The 17,637-nt window shown below is 71.1% G+C and carries 14 protein-coding genes; 8 read left to right on the plus strand and 6 right to left on the minus strand.

What is annotated here, in order from left to right:
- The 4 genes from ACFYXF_RS38215 to ACFYXF_RS38230 all read right to left on the minus strand — a co-directional run bounded on the left by ACFYXF_RS38215 (position 1) and on the right by ACFYXF_RS38230 (position 4,680).
- A complete protein-coding gene (locus ACFYXF_RS38215) occupies positions 1-903 on the minus strand; it encodes a carbohydrate ABC transporter permease (protein ID WP_389356574.1) in 903 nt (300 codons plus the stop codon).
- Positions 900-1,820, minus strand: a complete 921-nt coding sequence (locus tag ACFYXF_RS38220) for a carbohydrate ABC transporter permease (protein WP_389356575.1) — start codon at positions 1,818-1,820, stop codon at positions 900-902. The genes ACFYXF_RS38215 and ACFYXF_RS38220 overlap by 4 nt, the downstream gene beginning before the upstream one ends.
- 121 nt (positions 1,821-1,941) lie before the next feature.
- On the minus strand, positions 1,942-3,264 hold the full coding sequence (locus ACFYXF_RS38225) for an extracellular solute-binding protein (RefSeq protein ID WP_389356576.1): 1,323 nt from the start codon (positions 3,262-3,264) through the stop codon (positions 1,942-1,944).
- Positions 3,265-3,540: 276 nt separating this feature from the next.
- Complete coding sequence (locus ACFYXF_RS38230; RefSeq protein ID WP_389356577.1) at positions 3,541-4,680, minus strand: ROK family protein; 1,140 nt, start codon at positions 4,678-4,680, stop codon at positions 3,541-3,543.
- A gap of 315 nt (positions 4,681-4,995) precedes the next feature.
- Here ACFYXF_RS38230 and ACFYXF_RS38235 point away from each other — a divergent pair, with 315 nt between their 5' ends.
- The 5 genes from ACFYXF_RS38235 (at position 4,996) to ACFYXF_RS38255 (ending at position 11,514) form a co-directional block, all read left to right on the plus strand.
- Positions 4,996-5,895: an N-acetylglucosamine kinase gene (locus ACFYXF_RS38235; protein ID WP_389356578.1), complete on the plus strand. Its 900-nt coding sequence runs from the start codon at positions 4,996-4,998 to the stop codon at positions 5,893-5,895.
- Between the two features lie 196 nt (positions 5,896-6,091).
- Positions 6,092-8,053 (plus strand): phosphatase PAP2 family protein, encoded by a 1,962-nt coding sequence (locus ACFYXF_RS38240; protein ID WP_389356579.1) that lies wholly within the window; start codon positions 6,092-6,094, stop codon positions 8,051-8,053.
- Between the two features lie 98 nt (positions 8,054-8,151).
- The gene (locus tag ACFYXF_RS38245; RefSeq protein WP_389356580.1) at positions 8,152-9,885 is read left to right on the plus strand and encodes an ArnT family glycosyltransferase; all 1,734 of its coding nucleotides are present in this window, start codon (positions 8,152-8,154) and stop codon (positions 9,883-9,885) included.
- Positions 9,886-9,932: 47 nt separating this feature from the next.
- The gene (locus tag ACFYXF_RS38250) at positions 9,933-10,856 is read left to right on the plus strand and encodes a MurR/RpiR family transcriptional regulator (RefSeq protein WP_389356581.1); all 924 of its coding nucleotides are present in this window, start codon (positions 9,933-9,935) and stop codon (positions 10,854-10,856) included.
- Between the two features lie 274 nt (positions 10,857-11,130).
- Positions 11,131-11,514, plus strand: a complete 384-nt coding sequence (locus ACFYXF_RS38255) for a hypothetical protein (RefSeq protein WP_389356582.1) — start codon at positions 11,131-11,133, stop codon at positions 11,512-11,514.
- A gap of 18 nt (positions 11,515-11,532) precedes the next feature.
- On the opposite strand, the gene ACFYXF_RS38260 is transcribed toward ACFYXF_RS38255, so the two are convergent.
- Together ACFYXF_RS38260 and ACFYXF_RS38265 are read right to left on the minus strand one after the other, a co-directional pair.
- On the minus strand, positions 11,533-12,204 hold the full coding sequence (locus tag ACFYXF_RS38260; protein WP_389356583.1) for a peptidoglycan-binding protein: 672 nt from the start codon (positions 12,202-12,204) through the stop codon (positions 11,533-11,535).
- A gap of 118 nt (positions 12,205-12,322) precedes the next feature.
- Positions 12,323-13,405, minus strand: a complete 1,083-nt coding sequence (locus tag ACFYXF_RS38265; RefSeq protein WP_389356584.1) for a LuxR C-terminal-related transcriptional regulator — start codon at positions 13,403-13,405, stop codon at positions 12,323-12,325.
- A gap of 405 nt (positions 13,406-13,810) precedes the next feature.
- Here ACFYXF_RS38265 and ACFYXF_RS38270 point away from each other — a divergent pair, with 405 nt between their 5' ends.
- Genes ACFYXF_RS38270 through ACFYXF_RS38280 form a run of 3 tightly spaced genes read left to right on the plus strand, consistent with a single transcriptional unit; the run spans position 13,811 to position 17,579 of the window.
- The gene (locus ACFYXF_RS38270; protein ID WP_389356585.1) at positions 13,811-14,839 is read left to right on the plus strand and encodes a sugar ABC transporter substrate-binding protein; all 1,029 of its coding nucleotides are present in this window, start codon (positions 13,811-13,813) and stop codon (positions 14,837-14,839) included.
- Positions 14,840-14,847: 8 nt separating this feature from the next.
- Positions 14,848-16,602, plus strand: coding sequence for a sugar ABC transporter ATP-binding protein (locus ACFYXF_RS38275; protein WP_389356586.1), 1,755 nt, complete (start codon positions 14,848-14,850; stop codon positions 16,600-16,602).
- Positions 16,599-17,579: an ABC transporter permease gene (locus ACFYXF_RS38280; RefSeq protein WP_389356587.1), complete on the plus strand. Its 981-nt coding sequence runs from the start codon at positions 16,599-16,601 to the stop codon at positions 17,577-17,579. The genes ACFYXF_RS38275 and ACFYXF_RS38280 overlap by 4 nt, the downstream gene beginning before the upstream one ends.
- The last annotated feature ends 58 nt before the right edge of the window (positions 17,580-17,637 follow it).

Raw genomic sequence — 17,637 nt, forward strand, 5'->3', positions numbered from 1 at the left:
TCAGTCCTTCAGTCCGGCGTTGATGTCGGCGCCCATGACGTAGCGCTGGAAGACCAGGAAGACGAGGATCAGCGGGATCATGGAGATGACCGAGGCGCCGAGCAGCACCGACCAGTTGATGTTCTGCGCGCCGACGATGCTCTGGATGCCGATCTGCACGGTGAACTTGTTCGGGTCGTTGAGCATCAGCAGCGGCCAGATGTAGTCGTTCCAGCGCCACTGGAAGGACAGGATGGCGAGCGTCAGCATGATGGGCCGGGAGAGCGGCACCATGATCCGCGCGAAGATCGCCAGCTCACGGGCGCCGTCGATGCGGGCGGCTTCCACGAGTTCGTCGGGAACCGTCAGGAAGAACTGGCGGAACATGAAGCATCCGGTCGCGGTGAGCACGGCCGGGAGGATGATGCCGGCGAAGGAGTTGTAGAGGCCGAGGTTGCGGACCACCAGGAACTCGGGGGCGAGCATGACCTCGGACGGCAGCATCGTGGTGGCCAGGATGCAGATGAAGAACGCCTTGAGCCATTTGTTGTCGTACTTGGCCAGCGCGTACCCGGTGCAGCAGCTGACGCCCACCGTGAGGATCGTCGTGACCACGCACACGATGGCCGTGTTGATGAAGTACTGGGAGAAGTTGGCGCTGTCCCACGCCGCCTTGAAACCCGACAGGGTGGGGTTGTGCGGAACCAGCGTCAGCGGATAGGAGAACAGGTCGCTGGCCGGCTTGAACGAGCTGAGGACGAACCACAGCACCGGAAACCCGTACAGACACGCCAGGACCCACAGCAGTGTCGTCGGGGCGATCGCCCGCCGGAGCCCGCCGCTGGCCGACCCGCGGGACCGCTTCTTGGAGGCGGCTCGTTTGGGATCGGCGTCGACCGGACGTGGCAAGTCTGTGGTTGTCATCGGTTCTCCACCCGCCGGTTGACGATCAGCTGGATGATCGCGACGGCCATCAGGATGAGCATGAGCACGAACGACGCGGCGCTCGCGTAGCCGATCTGGCCCCGTTTGAAGCCGGTCTCGTAGATGTACTGGACGAGCAGGTTGTTCGAGGTGCCGGGTCCGCCGTTGTTGAGGGCGACGAACACCGGGTACTCCTTCATCGCGTTGATCGTGTTGAGCAGGATCACGATGAACGAGGTGGGCGCGATGCTCGGCAGCGTGATGCTGAAGAACTGGCGCCAGGGGCCGGCGCCATCGAGCGAGGCCGCCTCGTAGTAGGACACCGGTACGTTCTTGATCGCCGCGATGAACAGCAGCATCGAGAAGCCGGTCCAGGCCCAGGACGCCGCCATCACGACCACTATCAGCGAGAGGTCCGCGTTCGACTGCCACGGAACGGCGCTGCCGCCGAACTTCTCGATGACGTAGTTGACCAGTCCGAAGTTCTCACCGAACATCCACCGCCACAGGACACCCACGACGATGGGCGACAGCAGCCAGGGGATGAAGAAGATGACGCGCGCGACCGACCCGCCCTTGGCGTTCTTGCTCACCAGCAGGTTGGCGGTGAGCAGCGAGACCGCGAAGTTCAGCGGGACGAAGAGCACGGCGTACAGCAGTGTCCGGCTCAGCGCGTCGTAGAAGGTGGAGTCCCCGAACAGGTTGTTGTAGTTGTCCAGTCCGATGAACTGGAACGCCCCCACACCCGTGTAGTTCGTGAACGAGTAGACGAGCCCGATCACCGCCGGCCATACGAAGAACAGCGCGAAGAGCACCACGTTGGCCGCGATGAGGACGAGCGGCGCAAGGATGTACTTGTTGCGTCTCCTGGACGGGCTCGGCGGGCTCGCGGACACGGCCGAGGCGCGTTTTGTCATCTTCCTGACTCCGTGCTGGTGGAATGGATTCCTGGGGCTCACGCCATGAGCCCGGCCTTGGCCGGGCGGCCGGGCCGGGCGGCGGTGTCGAGACCCCGCCGCCCGGCCCTTCGGCCTACGATCAGCCGCCGACCTGCTGGTTGTAGCCGGCGACGATGTTCTCCAGGGCCTTGTCGGCCGACTGCTGGCCGTTGATCGCCTTGCCGAGTTCCGTCTTGGTCGGGTCCTCGGTGAGGCTCTTGCCCTTCAGCACCCAGTTGGTCTGCGCGCCGTTGAAGTAGCCGGAGATCGGGGCGTACAGCGGGATCGACTCGTTGTACAGCTTGAACGCCGCCTGCGCCGCCTCGGACTTGAAGGGGTACGTCGGGTTCAGACCGCTCTCGACCGGCAGGAAGCCGGACGCCTCGCACAGGGCCTTGTAGTGGGCCGGCTCGTACAGCCAGGACAGGAACTTGTTCGCGGCGGCGGACGCGTCGCTGTTGTTGTTGAAGCCCACGACCATGCCGCCGCTGTTGACGTCACTGGCCTGCACCGGCTCGGCGGGAGTCGGGACGCTCGCCCACTCGAACTTCTTGATGCTGTCCGCGAAGGCGGGCACCTGCCACACACCGGACCAGTAGGCGACGACGTCACCGCTCTGGAACATGGCGGACGGGTCGGCGCCGCTGGTCCACACCGACTTCGGCATGGTCTTGTCGTCGTTCCAGCCGACGAAGGTGTTCACGGCCTTCTTTGTGGCCTCGTCCACCGAGAACTTGCCGGAGTCGTCCGCGTGGACGTACTGGCCGCCCATCTCATAGACCATGGCGCGCAGTCGCGAGGGCGACTGGTCGAAGGTCAGGGAGTACTTGGCCTTGGTCTTCTCCCGGACCTCGTTCGCCGCCTTGATGAAGTCGGTCCAGGTCCAGGTCTTGTCGGGCGAGGTCGGGTAGGAGACACCGGCCTTCTCGAAGAGCGACTTGTTGATGAACATGCCGGACGCGGTGACGTCCGAGGGGATGGCCAGCACCTTCCCGGACGAGTCCTTCGCGATGAAGTTCGCGTTGATCTTGTTGGTCTTGTTGTCGGCGATGGCCTTGAGGTCGATCAGCTTGCTCGACCAGATCGGGTCCAGCGCCGGCACGGCCGCCACGTCGGGCAGGGAGTTCGCCTGCGCGGCGTTGTGCAGCTTCGTCGTGTAGCCGTCGTAGGGAATGTTGACGAGCTTGACGTTGACGCCGGTTTCCTTCTTGTACGCCGCCACCGACGTCTTCCAGCCCGCGTCCTGCCCCGGAACCGTGGAGATCCAGAACGTCAGCGACTTGGACGTGCCGCCCGAGTCGGAGCCCCCGCCGCAGGCGGAGAGCAGCATGGCACCTGCCGAGGCAACGGCAGCGAGGGGAACCAGGCGGCGCATACCGCCGCGGCCGAGTCGGCTGGAGCGCCGCACACCCACAGTGGTCATCTTCGATCCCTTTTTTTCGGTAGGGGACAGAGCACGGCGCCGACCTTGGCGGCACTGGTGCAGTTTGCAGGAAAGCTGCTTTCCGGAAGGCGTGGCCTCGCCCGGCCTCACCGTCCACGCGGGGCGGGATCCCCGGCCGTTCTGGCCGTCACCGCACGGGCACGCCCTCGTGTGGTTGCCGTACATCGAGTACGGGCGGGAGTCTCGCCCCAAGCCGGCGTCCCGGCCGACTTAGAAAGCGCTTGTCCGGACATTGGCAGACCGAGCCCAAAGCCGTCAATCCTTCACTCGCGCCGCGCCGGTCACGGTTTGGATTCCCCGGGCGACGGCCAGCCTGGAGGCGCCCACGACAGTGCCGCTGTCGCCGAGGGTGCTGCTCACCACCTCTGTGGGCCAGCTGAGACGTTTCAGTTCGGCGCGCACGCCGGGCAGGAGCTGGGGGTTCGCGCCGATGCCACCGCCGAGGACGAGCAGGCCGGGATCGAGGACGGCGGTGACGGCGGCGGCCAGCCGGCCGACCTCACGAGCGTGGGCGGCGACGAACGCGCGGGCGGTCCCGTTGCCGGCGGAGGCGAGGGCGAAGAGCTGCTCGGCATCACGGGGCGCGGGCCCGTCCTCGGGCGGCCAGGCGCCGCTGACGCGGGCGATGAGCGCGCGGGCACCCGCGTACTCCTCCAGCGCCTCCCGTGCCGCCTCCCGGCCCTCGGCCCAGGGGTAGGGCAGCCTGGCGATCTCGCCGGCCGCTCCGTTGGCGCCGCGCAGGACGTGGCCGTCGACCACGATGCCGAGGCCGATACCGAAGCCGACCTGCAGATACCCGAACGTGTGCCGACCAAGGGCCGCTCCCCCGTGCAGTTCGGCGAGGGCGGCGCAGTTGACGTTGTTCTCGATGTGGACGGGGATGCCGGACGGCAGGGCGAGCGCGTCGACGGCCCGGGCGATCCGCGGGGTCGCCGGGCGTGGCGCCTGCCCGCCACCGTTCGCAACGTCCGGTACGGCGACCACGACCGCCCGCACCGGCGAGGCCGCGCCGATCCGGTCGACGACGGTGCGCACGGCGTCGGCGGAGCGGGCGTCGCCGTACGACTTCTCGGTGGCCAGGACCGTGGAGTCGAGGGCGCAGCCGCGCACCTCGGTGTGGGTGGAGCCGAGGTCGACGGCGAGGACGCAGCCGGCGGCCGGGCCGAGCCGGTAGACGGCGGCGCTGCGGCCGGTGGTGCCGTGGGCGGTGCCGGAACGGGCGGCAAGCCCGGCGGCCTCCAGTTCGGCCACGGCGGTGGAGACGGTCGGCTTGGACAGGCCGGCGCCGGCGGCGAGCTGGGGACGGGTCGCGCTGCCGGCCTCCGCGAGCACGGCGAAGACCGCGCCGGCGCTCTCGGTCAGCCGCGCGGCGTCCACCATGTCCTGCTCGGTCATGCGGTCCCCCAGGGATCTTCATCCATGTCGACGGCGGGGTGCGGTCGAACGCCGCCGTGGAATTCCGGCCGCGGAGAGCCACGGTGATCGGACTTCCGGTAGTTTCCTGATTCTCTTGACGCACCCTACTTCGTTAGTTAACTTCCTAACGAACTCCACACGGCACTCGCCTGCCGTGTTTCATCCGAAGTCCGTCCCGGGGCTTCCCTACGTTCACCGTCCCCTCCATCCCGAGCACGGTTCGCCCACCGTCTGCTGCTTCGTACCGCCGCGCCGCTTCACGTCGGCGCGGCGACGAAAGACGAAAGAGGATCCGTGCAGGACTCCGCGCCCATCGCCGTCGGTATCGACGTGGGCGGTACCAAGACCCACCTCCGCGCCGACGCGGGGAGCGTCACCGTCGCCGATCATGTGCGTTCGAGCAGCGGCTGGCGGCCGCACGACCCCGTGGCCGCCGCCGACTGGCTGTGCGCCCTGGTCGGCGAGGCGCTGCCCGTCGGCGCCCTTCCCTCCTCGGTGGCCGTGGGCGGTCACGCCTGTGAGACGCCCCGGCAGTGCGAGGAGATCCGCTCCGTCCTTCAGGAACGTCTCGGCGTGCCGTGTCTCGTCGTCGGCGACGCCGAACTGCTGGTCCCGGCCGCGGGACTGGACAAGGGCGTCGGCCTGGTCGCCGGCACCGGCTCGGTGGCCGTCGGGCGGCGCTCCGACGGCACTCTCGTCCAGGTCGGCGGCTGGGGTGCCGCACTCGGCGACGAAGGCGGGGCCGCAGGTCTCGTGCGCGAGGCGGCGCGGGCCGTCTGGGCCGCCCATGACCGGGGCGAGGCGCCCGACGCACTCGCCGCGGGGCTCATATCCGCGTTCGGGGTGAGCGAAGTGCCCGCGCTGGGCGCCGCGTTGGAGAGCGCCAAGGACATCTCGGCCGAGTGGGGCCGACACGCTCCGGTGGTGTTCGAGGCCGCCGCGAGCGGTTCCCTGATCGCCGAAGAGGTGATCGCCGAGGGCGGCAGGGCGCTCGCGTCGCTCGTGGTGCGGCTCGCCGGGCGCGGGGTCGCCGTCGACGACGTGGTGGTCTCGGGCGGTACGGTGCTCGCCCAACCGGCCCTGCACGACGCACTGTTGGCGTCCCTTGCCATACTCGTCCCCGGTGCGCGGCTGCGGCCGTTGCGGGTGGCGCCGGTGACGGGTGCCGTGGCGTTGGCCCGTTCACTCGTATGACACGTTCCGGTCACTGACCACACCCCGACCGGACATGGCCCGACCGTAGATCTTCACCCGTACGACTCACCCTCATCACAGGCCACCTGTGGCCGGCACGTTTCATGTGCCCGTCTCATGTGCTCGGCGAGACGCAGTCGTTGGCACCACCTTCCCTCCTGGCCGCACGGCCGAAGAACTCCAGAGAGGCACGCGCATGCCGTCTTCAGACGGACTCCACTCCACCGCGTCGTCGGTCCGGCCCGCCCTGAACCGGCGGAGCATCCTCAAGACGTCCCTGGCCGCGTCGGCCGGTCTGGTCGTGGCCCCGACCGTGCTCACGTGGGCGAGTGTCGAGGAGGCGAGCGCCGCGACCGCCGCCTCGTCGGTCGAGGCGAGGTCCGCGACGACCGCGGCAGCGTTCGTCGACGACTACACGACCAACATCGTCGCCAACCAGACCCCCGAGACCAACGCGGTGATCCGGATCCTCGGCGGCTTCGCCAAGGTGTGGAAGACCGGCGCCGCCTGGAACACCGGCACTCCGCTGATGGCCGACGTGCTGCGCGCCAACGTGCGGTACTGCGTCCGCATCACGCACGCGCGCACCGAGGCGCAGGCGAGGGAGGCGTTCGTCTACGACCGCCAGCACCAGAGCTACGCGATGATCGCCGCCCTCGGCCCGCTGGCCGACCTGTACAAGGCGGGCGCCAAGGCCGTCACGTCGATCACGTCGGCGCCGGACACGACGCCCGCGACCACGATCAGCGACTCCGTTCCGGCGGGCGCCCCGGCCGGATCGGCGCTCGGTGCGGGCTCGTACACCTCGGACCTCGGTCAGGTGGCGAAGCTGGTCGACACCGTGCGCGGCCCGTTCGCCTCCGGCAACCCGGCCAAGTTCGCCTTCCAGTACCCGCGCCCGTGGCGTATGAACGAGGACAGCGAGGTCGTCCCCACCGGTGCGACCGACGCGCTCGGCTTCCCGGTGTACGAGTCCGACGTGGTCGTCGTCACTCAGCTGCTGCGGCAGCGCGGCACCAACCCGGCCGAGGACGGCGGCTTCCCCAGCGGCCACACCAACGCCTTCCACCTGGCGGCGCTGGCGTTCGCGTACGCGGTCCCGGAGCGCTTCCAGGAGATCGTGACGCGCGCCTTCGAGCTGAGCCACACCCGGATCATGTCGGGCATGCACTCCCCCGTCGACGTCCTGGGCGGCCGGATCATGGCCACCGCCCTGGCCGCCGCCGCCCTCGCCGACCCGGCGAACGCCGGTCTCAAGGCCGCGGCGCGCGCCCAGGCCCTCGCCTACTTCCAGGCGCAGACCGGCACGACGGCGGACACCCTGTACGCGTACGCGCACTCGGGCACCGACGCGTACGCCGACCGGGACGCCAACGCGCGCACGGTCGAGCCGAAGCTGACGTACATACTCAACCGCAGGGGCCGCGACCAGGCGCTGACCGTGCCCAAGGGCGCGGAGGTGCTCCTGGAGACGCGTCAGCCGTACCTGGACGCGGAGCAGCGGCGCGCGGTGCTGCGCACGACCGCGCTGCCCGCCGGGTACGTCCTGCTGGACGGCGCCGAGCAGTGGGGCCGGCTCAACCTGTTCGCCGCGGCGGACGGTTACGGCTCCTTCGAGTCCGACGTGACCGTATCGCTGGACGCGGCGGCGGGCGGTTTCGGCGCGGCCGACACCTGGCGCAACGACATCGACGGCCGGGGCGGACTGACCAAGACCGGCACCGGCACGCTCACGCTGACCGGGCACAACAGCTACACGGGCGGCACGGTCGTCGAGGAGGGCACGCTGGTCTCCGCCTCGGCCCACGGTCTTGGCCACGGCGACGTCCAGGTGCAGGGCGGCACGCTGCGGGTGACCGAGCCGGTCCAGCTGCACGGCACGTACTCCCAGAAGGCGGCGACGCTCGCGGTGACACTGCGCGCGGGCCGTCGCAAGGAGGTCGTGACGGTGACGCGCCGGGTGGTCCTGGAGAAGGGCAGCGTCCTGTCGCTGACCCTCGACTCCGAGAAGCCGCCGGCCGTGGGCAGCGTCGTCTCCGTGATCGAAGCCCCGGTGGTGCGGGGCCAGTTCGACCGTATCGAGGTGAACTCGGACAACGTTCGCGCTGTCCCGGTCTACACCTCGGAGGGACTGTCGGTACGACTCCTGAAGCGGTAATGCACGCTGCGGGGCGGGAGCTGATGCGACAGTAGGGCCATGGCCCGGCTCCGGATCACTCCCGCCGCCGCGCGGTCTGCGTCGCCGCGAGGCGGACGATGACGCGCGACCGGCACACGGTTCTCGCCCCGTCCGCCGTCGAAGCCCCGGTGGAGCCGCTCCCCAGCGCCTCTCCCACGCCCCCGACCGGACGCGCGCGGCTGCTCGCCCTGCTGAGACACCACCGCCGTCTGCTGGTCCCGCTCGCCGTGGCCGTCCTGCTCCTCCAGATGGCCGTCGCGATGGTCACCACGGCCGTCGAGCAGACGCCCACCATCGACGAGCCCGTGTACGTCGGCACGGCGGCCGTCTACCTCCATGAGCACAGCCTGCGCCTCAACCCCGAGCACCCGCCGCTGGGCAAACTGATCGTCGCCGCCGGAGTCGCCGCGGCCGGCCCGCACTTCGACCGGCACTTCGAGGGCAACCAGGGCCAGGTGGGCCGCCATCTCCTCTACGAGTCCGGCAACGACCCCTGGCGGCTGATGCTGTGGGCACGGCTGCCGGTGATCGTGCTGACGCTGCTCTTCGGTCTTGTGGTGTTCGCCTTCGGCAGTGAACTCGCCGGTGCGAGGGGCGGGTTGGGGGCGCTCGCCCTGTACGCGTTCTCGCCGGACGTCGTCGCGCACGGCTCGCTGGCCACGCTCGATGTCCCGGCGGCCGGTTTCGTGCTGACGTCGGTGTGGCTGCTGTGGCGGGCGCGGCGACGGCCCCGCCTGTATCTCCCGCTCGCAGGTGTCGCGCTCGGGGCGGCCATGGCCACGAAGATGAACACCCTCGCCGCGGCCCCGGTACTGCTCCTGCTGGCCGGTGTGTCGGTGTGGCACGCCCGGCGCACCACCTCGGCTCCGAGGGCACACCGGAAGCTGCTCGTGCGCGCCGTGGCTGGCGCGGTCCTGGTGGCGCTGGTCGCGGTGGCCGTCGTATGGGCGTCGTATCTCGTCGTCGATCCCCGGCTGCGCTGGGCGCCGACCGCGGGCCAGGTGCCGGTCGTGCACGGGCTGCGGGGGCAGTTGGCGGGGCTGCTGCCCTTCCCGGAGGCCTACCGCGACGGGATGCGGATGCAGTTCGGCCTGGAGAACGCGCACTGGGAGGGCTTCCTCTTCGGGCGGCACTACGAGGGTTCCCTCTGGTACTACCTGCCCGCCGCGCTCCTGGTGAAGACACCGCTGGGCATGCTGGCGCTGTGGGCCGCGGGCACGGTCGCGTTTGTGACGAGTCATCAACTCCGGCCGGTGGCACCCTATTTGCTGCTCCCGACGGCGGTACTGCTGGCCGCCGCCATGGAGGGGGAACGGAACTTCGGGGTGCGGTACGCCATCTTCGTGCCGATGTTCGGGGCGCTGGCGGCGATCGGTGTGCTCGCGCTGCGGCGGCGGTGGGTGCCGTTCGTCGCGGCGGGGCTGCTGGCGTTCGTGGCGATCAGTTCGCTGCGGACGTTCCCCTTCTATCTGCCGTACGCCAACGAGGCGTTCGGGGGTACGGCGAAGACGCACGAGCGGCTGCACGACTCCAACGTCGACTGGGGCCAGGACCTGGGGCGGCTCGCGGACCGGCTGCGGGACCGGTACGCGGGCCAGCACGTCTGGCTGGTCTACAAGGGCAGCGGTGTGCCGTCGTACTACGGGATCCACGCGTCCGATCCGCGCCGTCAGCCCGAACGGAAGGTGCGCGGACTGCTGGTGGTGTCGGACTCGTCGATCGCCAAGGCGACGGGCCGGCTGGCGGTGCTGATCCACACCAGTCACGAGGTCGACGAGGTCGGCCACTCGATCACGATCTTCCGCCGGTGAACGGTGAGCTATGTTGAGTCGCTGTGGGAGACGAACGAGGCTCATCGGTGCCATCGCCGCAGCAGGCACGTGCCCAGGCGTCCGCGATCACCTCGGGGAAGACGGCCCCTGAGGCGGAGGCGGCGCCGGCCTCCCGGCTGCGGGAGCTGTTCGACGGGCCCCGGCTCTCCCCCGGGCAGCGGCGCATCGCGCAGTATCTGATCGAGCACATCACCGAGGCCGCGTTCCTGTCGATCACGGACCTCGCGGACCGGGTGGGCGTGAGCCAGCCGTCCGTGACCCGGTTCGCGGCGGCCGTCGGCTTCAGCGGCTACCCCGCGCTGCGCGAGCGGCTCCAGGCCATCGCGCTCAGCACCCTCGCGAGCGCGCCGGGCACGGCGGAGGAGAACCGCAGCAACGAACTCCAGGCCGCCGTCGACGCCGAGATCGCCAACCTGGAGAACCTGCGGCGCGACTTCGCCGACCCCGACCGGGTGATCGAGGTCGGCCGGAGCCTGTCGCGCTCGACCCCGCTGACCGTGCTCGGGCTGCGTATCTCCGGGTCGCTGGCCGAGTACTTCGCCTACGCAGCCCGCCGTATCCACCCCGACGTACGACTGGTGACGCGGGGCGGCAGCGTCGCCTACGACGCGCTCCTCCAGTCGCGGGAGGCCGGGGGCACCTGGGTGCTGGCCTTCTCGATGCCCCGGCACGCGCAGGAGACGCTCACCGCGGTGCAGGTCGCCCGGCGGGCCGGACTGCGGGTGGCCCTGATCACCGACCTGGCGCTGGGCCCGCTGGCCGACGAGGCCGACATCACCTTCGCCACCGGCACGGGCTCACGGCTGGTGTTCGACTCGTACGCCGGGCCCGTGGTGCTGTCGGCCGCACTGCTCCAGGCCATGACGGACGCCGATCCGGAGCGGACGCAGGGGCGCCTGGAGGAGTACGAGCAGAGCGCCGACCTGCATCAGTTCTTCCTCCGGGACTGAGTCCCCCACCGCATATGCGCAGGTCAACATGTGGGCGTATGGGTGTTCATCCCGTTTTGTGCATGAATTTTTTCATACTTCTTGCAAACCGGACGGCATATATAAATACTGCTCACGGACCCGCTGCCGCCGTCTCCTACCCGCGTCGGCGCCTCGGGTGTCCGGACGGGTGTCGCCTGCGCGTACGCCCGTTGCGGCCCCGGCCATCCCCTAGGCCGGGGCCGCTGAACACCGTCGCCACCCTGTCGACGCCGCACTCCCGGAAGCGAAGACCATGCCTCTGACCTCCACGATCGCCACGCGGACCGGCCCGGACTGGCCGTGTCAGGTCAAGATCCCCGGCAGCTACGACTGGGAGCGCTCGGCGGTCAGATGGCTGCGCGAGCTGGTGCCGACGCGTTACGCGGGCTACCCGACGCTGATCCGCCACCCCGTCCTGCTGGCCCGCCACGCGCACATCCAGGTCCAGCACGAGATCCGGGTCGCCCGCACCGCCCTCCAGACGGCCCGCGCCGACCTGCCCGGCCTGGGCCTGAGCGAGTCGGTCATCGAGCACACGATCAAGATGTACGCCGCCGAGGTGCTCCAGCTCCAGCACATCGCCCGCAGCATCCGCGAGGTCACCCAGGCCCTGGTCGACACCCACGCCGCCCGCTGAGAGCATCCGCGAGGGCGCTCAGGACGCCGTACGGGCCTCCAGGTCCTTGCGGGTGTCGTCGCCGTAGACGCCGGTCTCGTCGCCGCGAATGCCGTACCAGAGCTGGAAGCGGGCCACGGCCTCGGTGAGGGCGGTGTCGTAACTGCCGGACGTGGCGCCGTCGGTGTAGACGTCCGGGATGCGCAGCAGGCGTTCCTGGAGTTCGGTCACCTCGGGGCCGCTGTCCCCCTCCCGGAGGAAGCCGGGGCCGTCCGGGTCGGCCGCGGCCGGTGCCGACACGCTGGGAGCGGTCGAGGCAGTGGCGGAGGGCGCCGGTCCGGCCTCCTCTCCCTGGGCGTTGCCCGGGAGCAGCAGGGCCGCGGCGAAGCCGACGAAGGCCGCCGCGCCGACGGCGACCACGACGGCCGCGCGGCGCAGATTCGGACCGAACCCGAAGCCTTCGGCGGCCTGTTCCCGCCGTTGGGCACGTCTGCGCGGGGCGACGGGAGGCAGTTCCTGCGTGGCGTCCTCGGCGCCGGGCGCCGGGCTGGGCAGGATCACGTCCTCGTAGCCCTCGGGCACGGCGGCCATCGCCTCGTCGTGCTCCCGCATGAGCTGCGCCAGCGCCTCGGTACGGCGTCGGCGCAGTACGCGCGTCGGCTCCAGGGTCCGGCGGCGTTCCGGCCGGCCCGGTGCGGGCGGTGTCGACACTCTGCTCCCCTTCCCTGCGTACGGACTGCGGCACGGATTTCTGTCCGTTCCGCACAAGAACCGGGAACGGCCGTGCCGTCGGCTCCGTGGAGTGATACGCGGTCGGGGGCCGCCGGGTTCAGCGCGACGGGCGGAGGTTGTGGGAAGCGCGGCGCCGGTCGCCTCCCTCGGTGCCGGCGCGCTCCACGAAGTGGCCGAGGTGGTCCGGGGTCGGGCGCAGCAGGCCGTCGCGGACCGCGAGGGCGGTGGCCTCGGCGCGGGAGGCGGCGCCGGTCTTGCGGAGCAGATGCTCGATGTGGCTGTGCACGGTCCGCGGGGACAGGAACAGCGCCTGGGCGATGGCCTGGTTGGTCTGCCCGGTGGCGGCCCGCGTGAGCACTTCCAGCTCGCGCGGGCTGAGTCCGTACGGCAGCTCGGTCGGTGTCTCGTGGACGAGCACCGCCTCCGCCGGGCCGGTCAGCCCCGGGGACGTGGTGTGCCGGTGCAGGGAGACGCGGTACCAGATGCCGTCGAGCGGCCACAGCAGCCGCAGCCGTCGGCCGCCCGTCTCGGCGAAGGCGCGCAGCAGTGGTTGGAACTCCTCGTCGGCCGCCACCCGGGCGCGCTCCCGGCCCGGCAGGTCGACGCTCCCGCCGTCGGCGACGAGGCTCGCCGCGCCCTCGGGCGGCAGTCCGTGCAGGTCGCCGGTGTGTGCGGTCGGGTCGGCGAGCGCGCCGAGGGCGGGGAGGACGGAGGCGAGGAGGCGGCGGGCCTCGGTGTCGTACGCGTCGGGGTGCCGGGTGGAGAGGGTGATGAGTCCGACGAGGCGGCCGTCGTGCCGGAGCGCTCCGGTGATGGCGTCGCGCAGGCCGGCCGGGCGGACCCGCTCGGCGTAGAACCAGCCGTGCCGGAAGCGCTGTCCGGGGTCGTCGTCGGCGTCCTCGGAGATGGAGGGCGGCATGTCCTGGCGGACGACGTTGCGGTACCAGGGGGTGCCGATGAACTCGGCGGCCATCGCCTGGGAGGTCTCGGCGGTGTAGCCGATGCCGGCGACCTGGATGTGTTCGCCGGTCAGCGGGTCGATGGACAGCAGGGTCGCCACATCGAGGGGCAGCGCGCGGCCGAGTTCGTCCAGGGCCTGGGCGCAGGCCGAGACGGTGTCGCGCTCGCGCGTGAGCATGCCGATGCGGGTGGCCGCCGCGATCTGGTGGTGGCTGAGCATGCGCGCCTCCGGGAACTGCCCGGGAGTCATCCAGGGTGAAGTCGTTTGGCCCCTAACGCTAGGGGCGGGGTCCGTGCCGGGCAAGGCGTTCACCGCGAAGTAACGGGATCGATCCCGGGCGGACCACCGGACGGGGTGCGGCTGGGACTAGTCGTGGGCGGGAGGGGGTCGGGGACGCGGCCGGGGTCGGGACGGGGGCGCGGACGGGACGCGGACGGGGTCGCGAACACGGTCGGGACGGGGTCTCGGTCGGGACGAGGTTCGGTGAGGTCGGTATTTGTACGGATGGTGCGGCGGCGCCCCGGGGTCTTTTCTGTTCGGCACGGCCGGTCCTCACCACCGGCAGCGTCGCAAGCCCCCTCGCAGCCCGCCGCCGGCGGGCACGTCCCCTGGGAGAGCACCGCCATGATCACATCCCCGTTCGCCGACTCCGCGGCCTCGCGCAGACAGTTCCTCGCCTGGTCCGGTACGGCCCTCGCCCTCGCCGCCGCCGGCTGTTCGGCGCCCGGCAGCGACACGGCGTCCTCGGGGCAGCAGGCCGCCGACAGCTCCAGCGAACCCCTGACGAAGATCGGCCTGGACTACCCGTTCACCCAACTCCCGCTCTACGCCACGCTGGTGAAGCTCTCCACGGCCGCCGCCAAGAAGCACGGGGTCTCCCTGCTGACGACCAGCGACGGCAGCAGCGCCGACACCCAGGCGACCAACCTCAACACCTGGGTGGCCCGCAGGACGCCCGCGATCGTGTCGTTCCCGATGGTGTTCGAGGCCACCGAGCAGATCGCCAAGGCCGCCCTCGACGCGGGCCTGATCTGGGTGACATACGGCGGCACCCTCGAACACCAGAGCGCCGACATCCGGTTCAGCTTCCGGGAGGGCGGCACGCTGCTGGGCGAGGCGGCGGCCAAGTGGGCACTGGAGAACCTGGGCGGCAAGGGCAAGGTCGCCTTCCTCACCGACAGCACGATCGAACTGGGCCGCGAGCGCACCAAGGGCATGGTCGACGCCTTCACCAAACTGGCGCCGGGCGTGGACGTGGTCGCCGAGGAACAGGCGATAGACCCGGACACGGGGTTGAGCAAGACCAAGGCGATCCTGGCCAAGCACCCCGACCTCAACGTTCTCCTCGGGGTGACGGACGCGGCGGCGTACGGCGGCTACAAGGCGCTGGAGCAGACGGGCCGGGCGAAGGACGACGCGAAGACGTTCGTCGGCGGGCAGGACGGAGCGGCGCCCTCGCTCCTCGCGATCAAGGCCGGGACCTTCTACCGGGCCTCCGCCGCCCTCGCCCCGCAGGACATCGCGAACGCCATCGTCGACGTACCGCTCGCGGTCGCCGCCGGCAAGGCCGACCCCGGCGTGGAGGTACCGATCGCGCTCGTCGGCCCCCGCGACACGGCGAAGATCGACGCGCTGCTCGCCCAGAACGGCTAGGGACGGCCATGACAGAGGTGAGCCTCCGGATCCGTGGACTGACCAAGTCCTTCGGCGGGGTCCGGGCACTGGACGGCGTGGACCTGACCGTGCCGATGGGACAGGTCCACGCCTTGCTCGGCCACAACGGCGCCGGCAAGTCGACGCTCATCAAGTGCCTGGGCGGGGCGTATCCGCCGGACGCGGGCACGATCGAGGTCGGCGGACGGACGTACGAGCGGCTGAGCCCGCGCGAGTCGATCACGGCGGGCGTCGCGATCATCTTCCAGACGCTGAGCGTGGTCGACGCGCTCACCGTCTCCGAGAACATCTTCCTCGGCCAGGAGTGGACCCGGTACGGCCGGATCGACCGCCGCGCCCAGGAGGAGGTCGCCGCCGGCCTCCTCGAACGGGTGGCGGCGACCTGCTCGCCCCGCGACCGGGTGGGCGAACTCCCCATGGGACAACGCCAGTTGGTGGAGATCGCCAAGGCGCTCAGCCGCAGCGCCTCGGTCCTGGTCCTCGACGAACCGACCGCCGCCCTCTCCACCACCGAGAGCGACGCCCTGGCCGAACGGGTCGAGGACCTACGCACCCAGGGCCTGGCCATCGTGTACGTCACCCACCTGCTCGCCGAGGTGGAACGCCTCGCGGACGCGGTCACGGTGCTGCGGGACGGGCGGGTCGCCCACCAGGCGGTGGGCGCGGGGCAGCGGCGGCGGGAACTGGTCGCCGCGATCGCGGGGCGACCGGCCGACGCGCCTGGCGGGGGCGGGCCTGTCGGGAGCGGGTCTGCCGAAGGCGGATCTGCCGAGGGCAGGTCTGGCAGGAGCGGGTCTGTCAAAGGCGGGCTTGCCGGGAGCGAGACTGCCGAAGGCGGGCCTGCCGGGAGCGAGACTGCCGAAGGCGGGCCCGCCGGCTCCGGTTGCGACGACGTCGCAGACACCACACCCCGCGCCACAACCTCCCCCGCCACTCCAGTGGCGCGGGGTGTGGGCTCGTCCGGCGGCGGTCTGGTCCTGGCGGCGCTGCGCGGACCCGGCTTCGGGCCCGTCACGCTCACCGTGGGCGCGGGTGAACGCGTCGCGCTGTACGGGCTCATCGGCTCCGGGCGTACGCGCATCCTGGAGACCCTGTACGGCAGGCGCCGCGCTGTCGGCGGCACCGTGCGCGTCGGTGACCGTGCCGTCGCCGCCGCCCGGCCCGGCGACGCGCTGGCCGCCGGGATCGCCCTCGTACCGGCCGACCGGCGCAGGCAGGGGCTGTTCCCGACGCTGAGCGCCCGGGACAACGCGCTGCTTCCGGCGGTGCGCCCGCTGTCCCGGTACGGCGTACGGGCACTCGGCGCCGAGCGGCGGGTGTTCGACGCGCTCGCCGGTGCGGTGGGGCTGCGTCCGGCGCGGCCCCGGCTGCCGGCGGCCTCGTTCTCCGGCGGCAACCAGCAGAAGCTGGTCCTCGGCCGGTGGATCAACGACACCCGGGACCTGCGCGTACTGCTCCTCGACGAGCCGACCCAGGGTGTCGACGTGGGCGCCCGCCAGGAGATCTACCGCGTCGTGCGCTCACTGGCCGCCGACCGGGGCACGGCCGTGCTGTTCGCGTCCAGCGACCCGGAGGAGATCGTCGCGCTCGCCGACCGCTGCCTGGTCGTCGCCGGGGGCCGGATCGTCGGGGAGCTGTCCGGAGCCGAACTCACCGAGGAGGCGCTGCTGTCGGCCGTGCACGACGCCTCCGATGCCCCACCCGTACATGAGCAGTCCGCCCCCGCCGAAGGAGCAGTATGACCACCGCCGACTCCGTCCTCGTGCGCCCGCGCGCCCTCGCCGCGGGCGGTCTCGGTACCGTGCGCCGGCATCCGCTGATCGTCGTTCTGGCCGCGATGGTGCTGGTGTTCCAGCTGTCGACGGGGAGCTTCCTCGACCCGGCCAATCTGCGCGGGATCGCCACCGACGCGGCCACTCTCGCCATCGTGGCCGTGCCGCTGGCTCTGCTGGTGATCAGCGGTTATCTGGATCTGTCCGTCGGTTCGACGCTCGCCCTGGGCGGACTGGTCGCCGGGTGGCTGGCCGGGCAGGGGCAGTCGCCGGTGGTCGCGGTGCTGGGCGGACTGACGGCCGGAGCGGCGGTCGGTGCGGTGAACGGCGTCCTGTGCTGCTACTTCGGCCTCTCGGCGTTCATCGTGACGCTGGGCATGCTGACCGCCGTACGCGGACTGGCACAGCAGCTCTTCCCGTTGCCGCTGAGTGGGTTCGGCTCCGGGTTCGCCTGGCTGGGCGGGTCCCGGATCGCCGGGATCGCGGCGCCGGTCGTCATCGCGGCGGTGGTACTGGTCCTGGGTGCGTTGTTCCTGGCGCTCACACCGGCCGGGCGGCATGTCTTCGCGATCGGTGTGAACCGGGAGGCCGCGTATCTGTCCGGGATCAGCATCCGGCGTACGCCCTTCGCGCTCTTCGTCGTCACCGGGGTGGCCGCCGCGCTCGCCGGGGCCATCAAGGCGTCGGTGCTGGACAGCGCGGTCGCGGGGACCTCGGGAGCCGGGTTCGAGCTGACCGTGCTGACCGCCGTGCTGCTGGGCGGGGTCGCGCTGACGGGCGGTTCGGGGTCTGTCTTGGGTGTGCTGCTCGGGGTGCTGTTCCTCGGCAGCCTGCAGAACGGGCTGACCCTGCTCGATGTGCCGACCTTCTGGCAGCAGATGGCGCAGGGGACGGCGCTGGTGGCGGGTGCCGCGCTGGCGCACTTCGCTCCTCGGGCGGGCCGGTGAACCCTGGTCGCGGCCTGCCGCCTGTGAACGCGGTCAACACCGCCGCTGCCGTCAGCAC

It is taken from the genome of Streptomyces sp. NPDC002680 (genome assembly GCF_042889145.1).
GTDB lineage: Bacteria > Actinomycetota > Actinomycetes > Streptomycetales > Streptomycetaceae > Streptomyces > Streptomyces adonidis.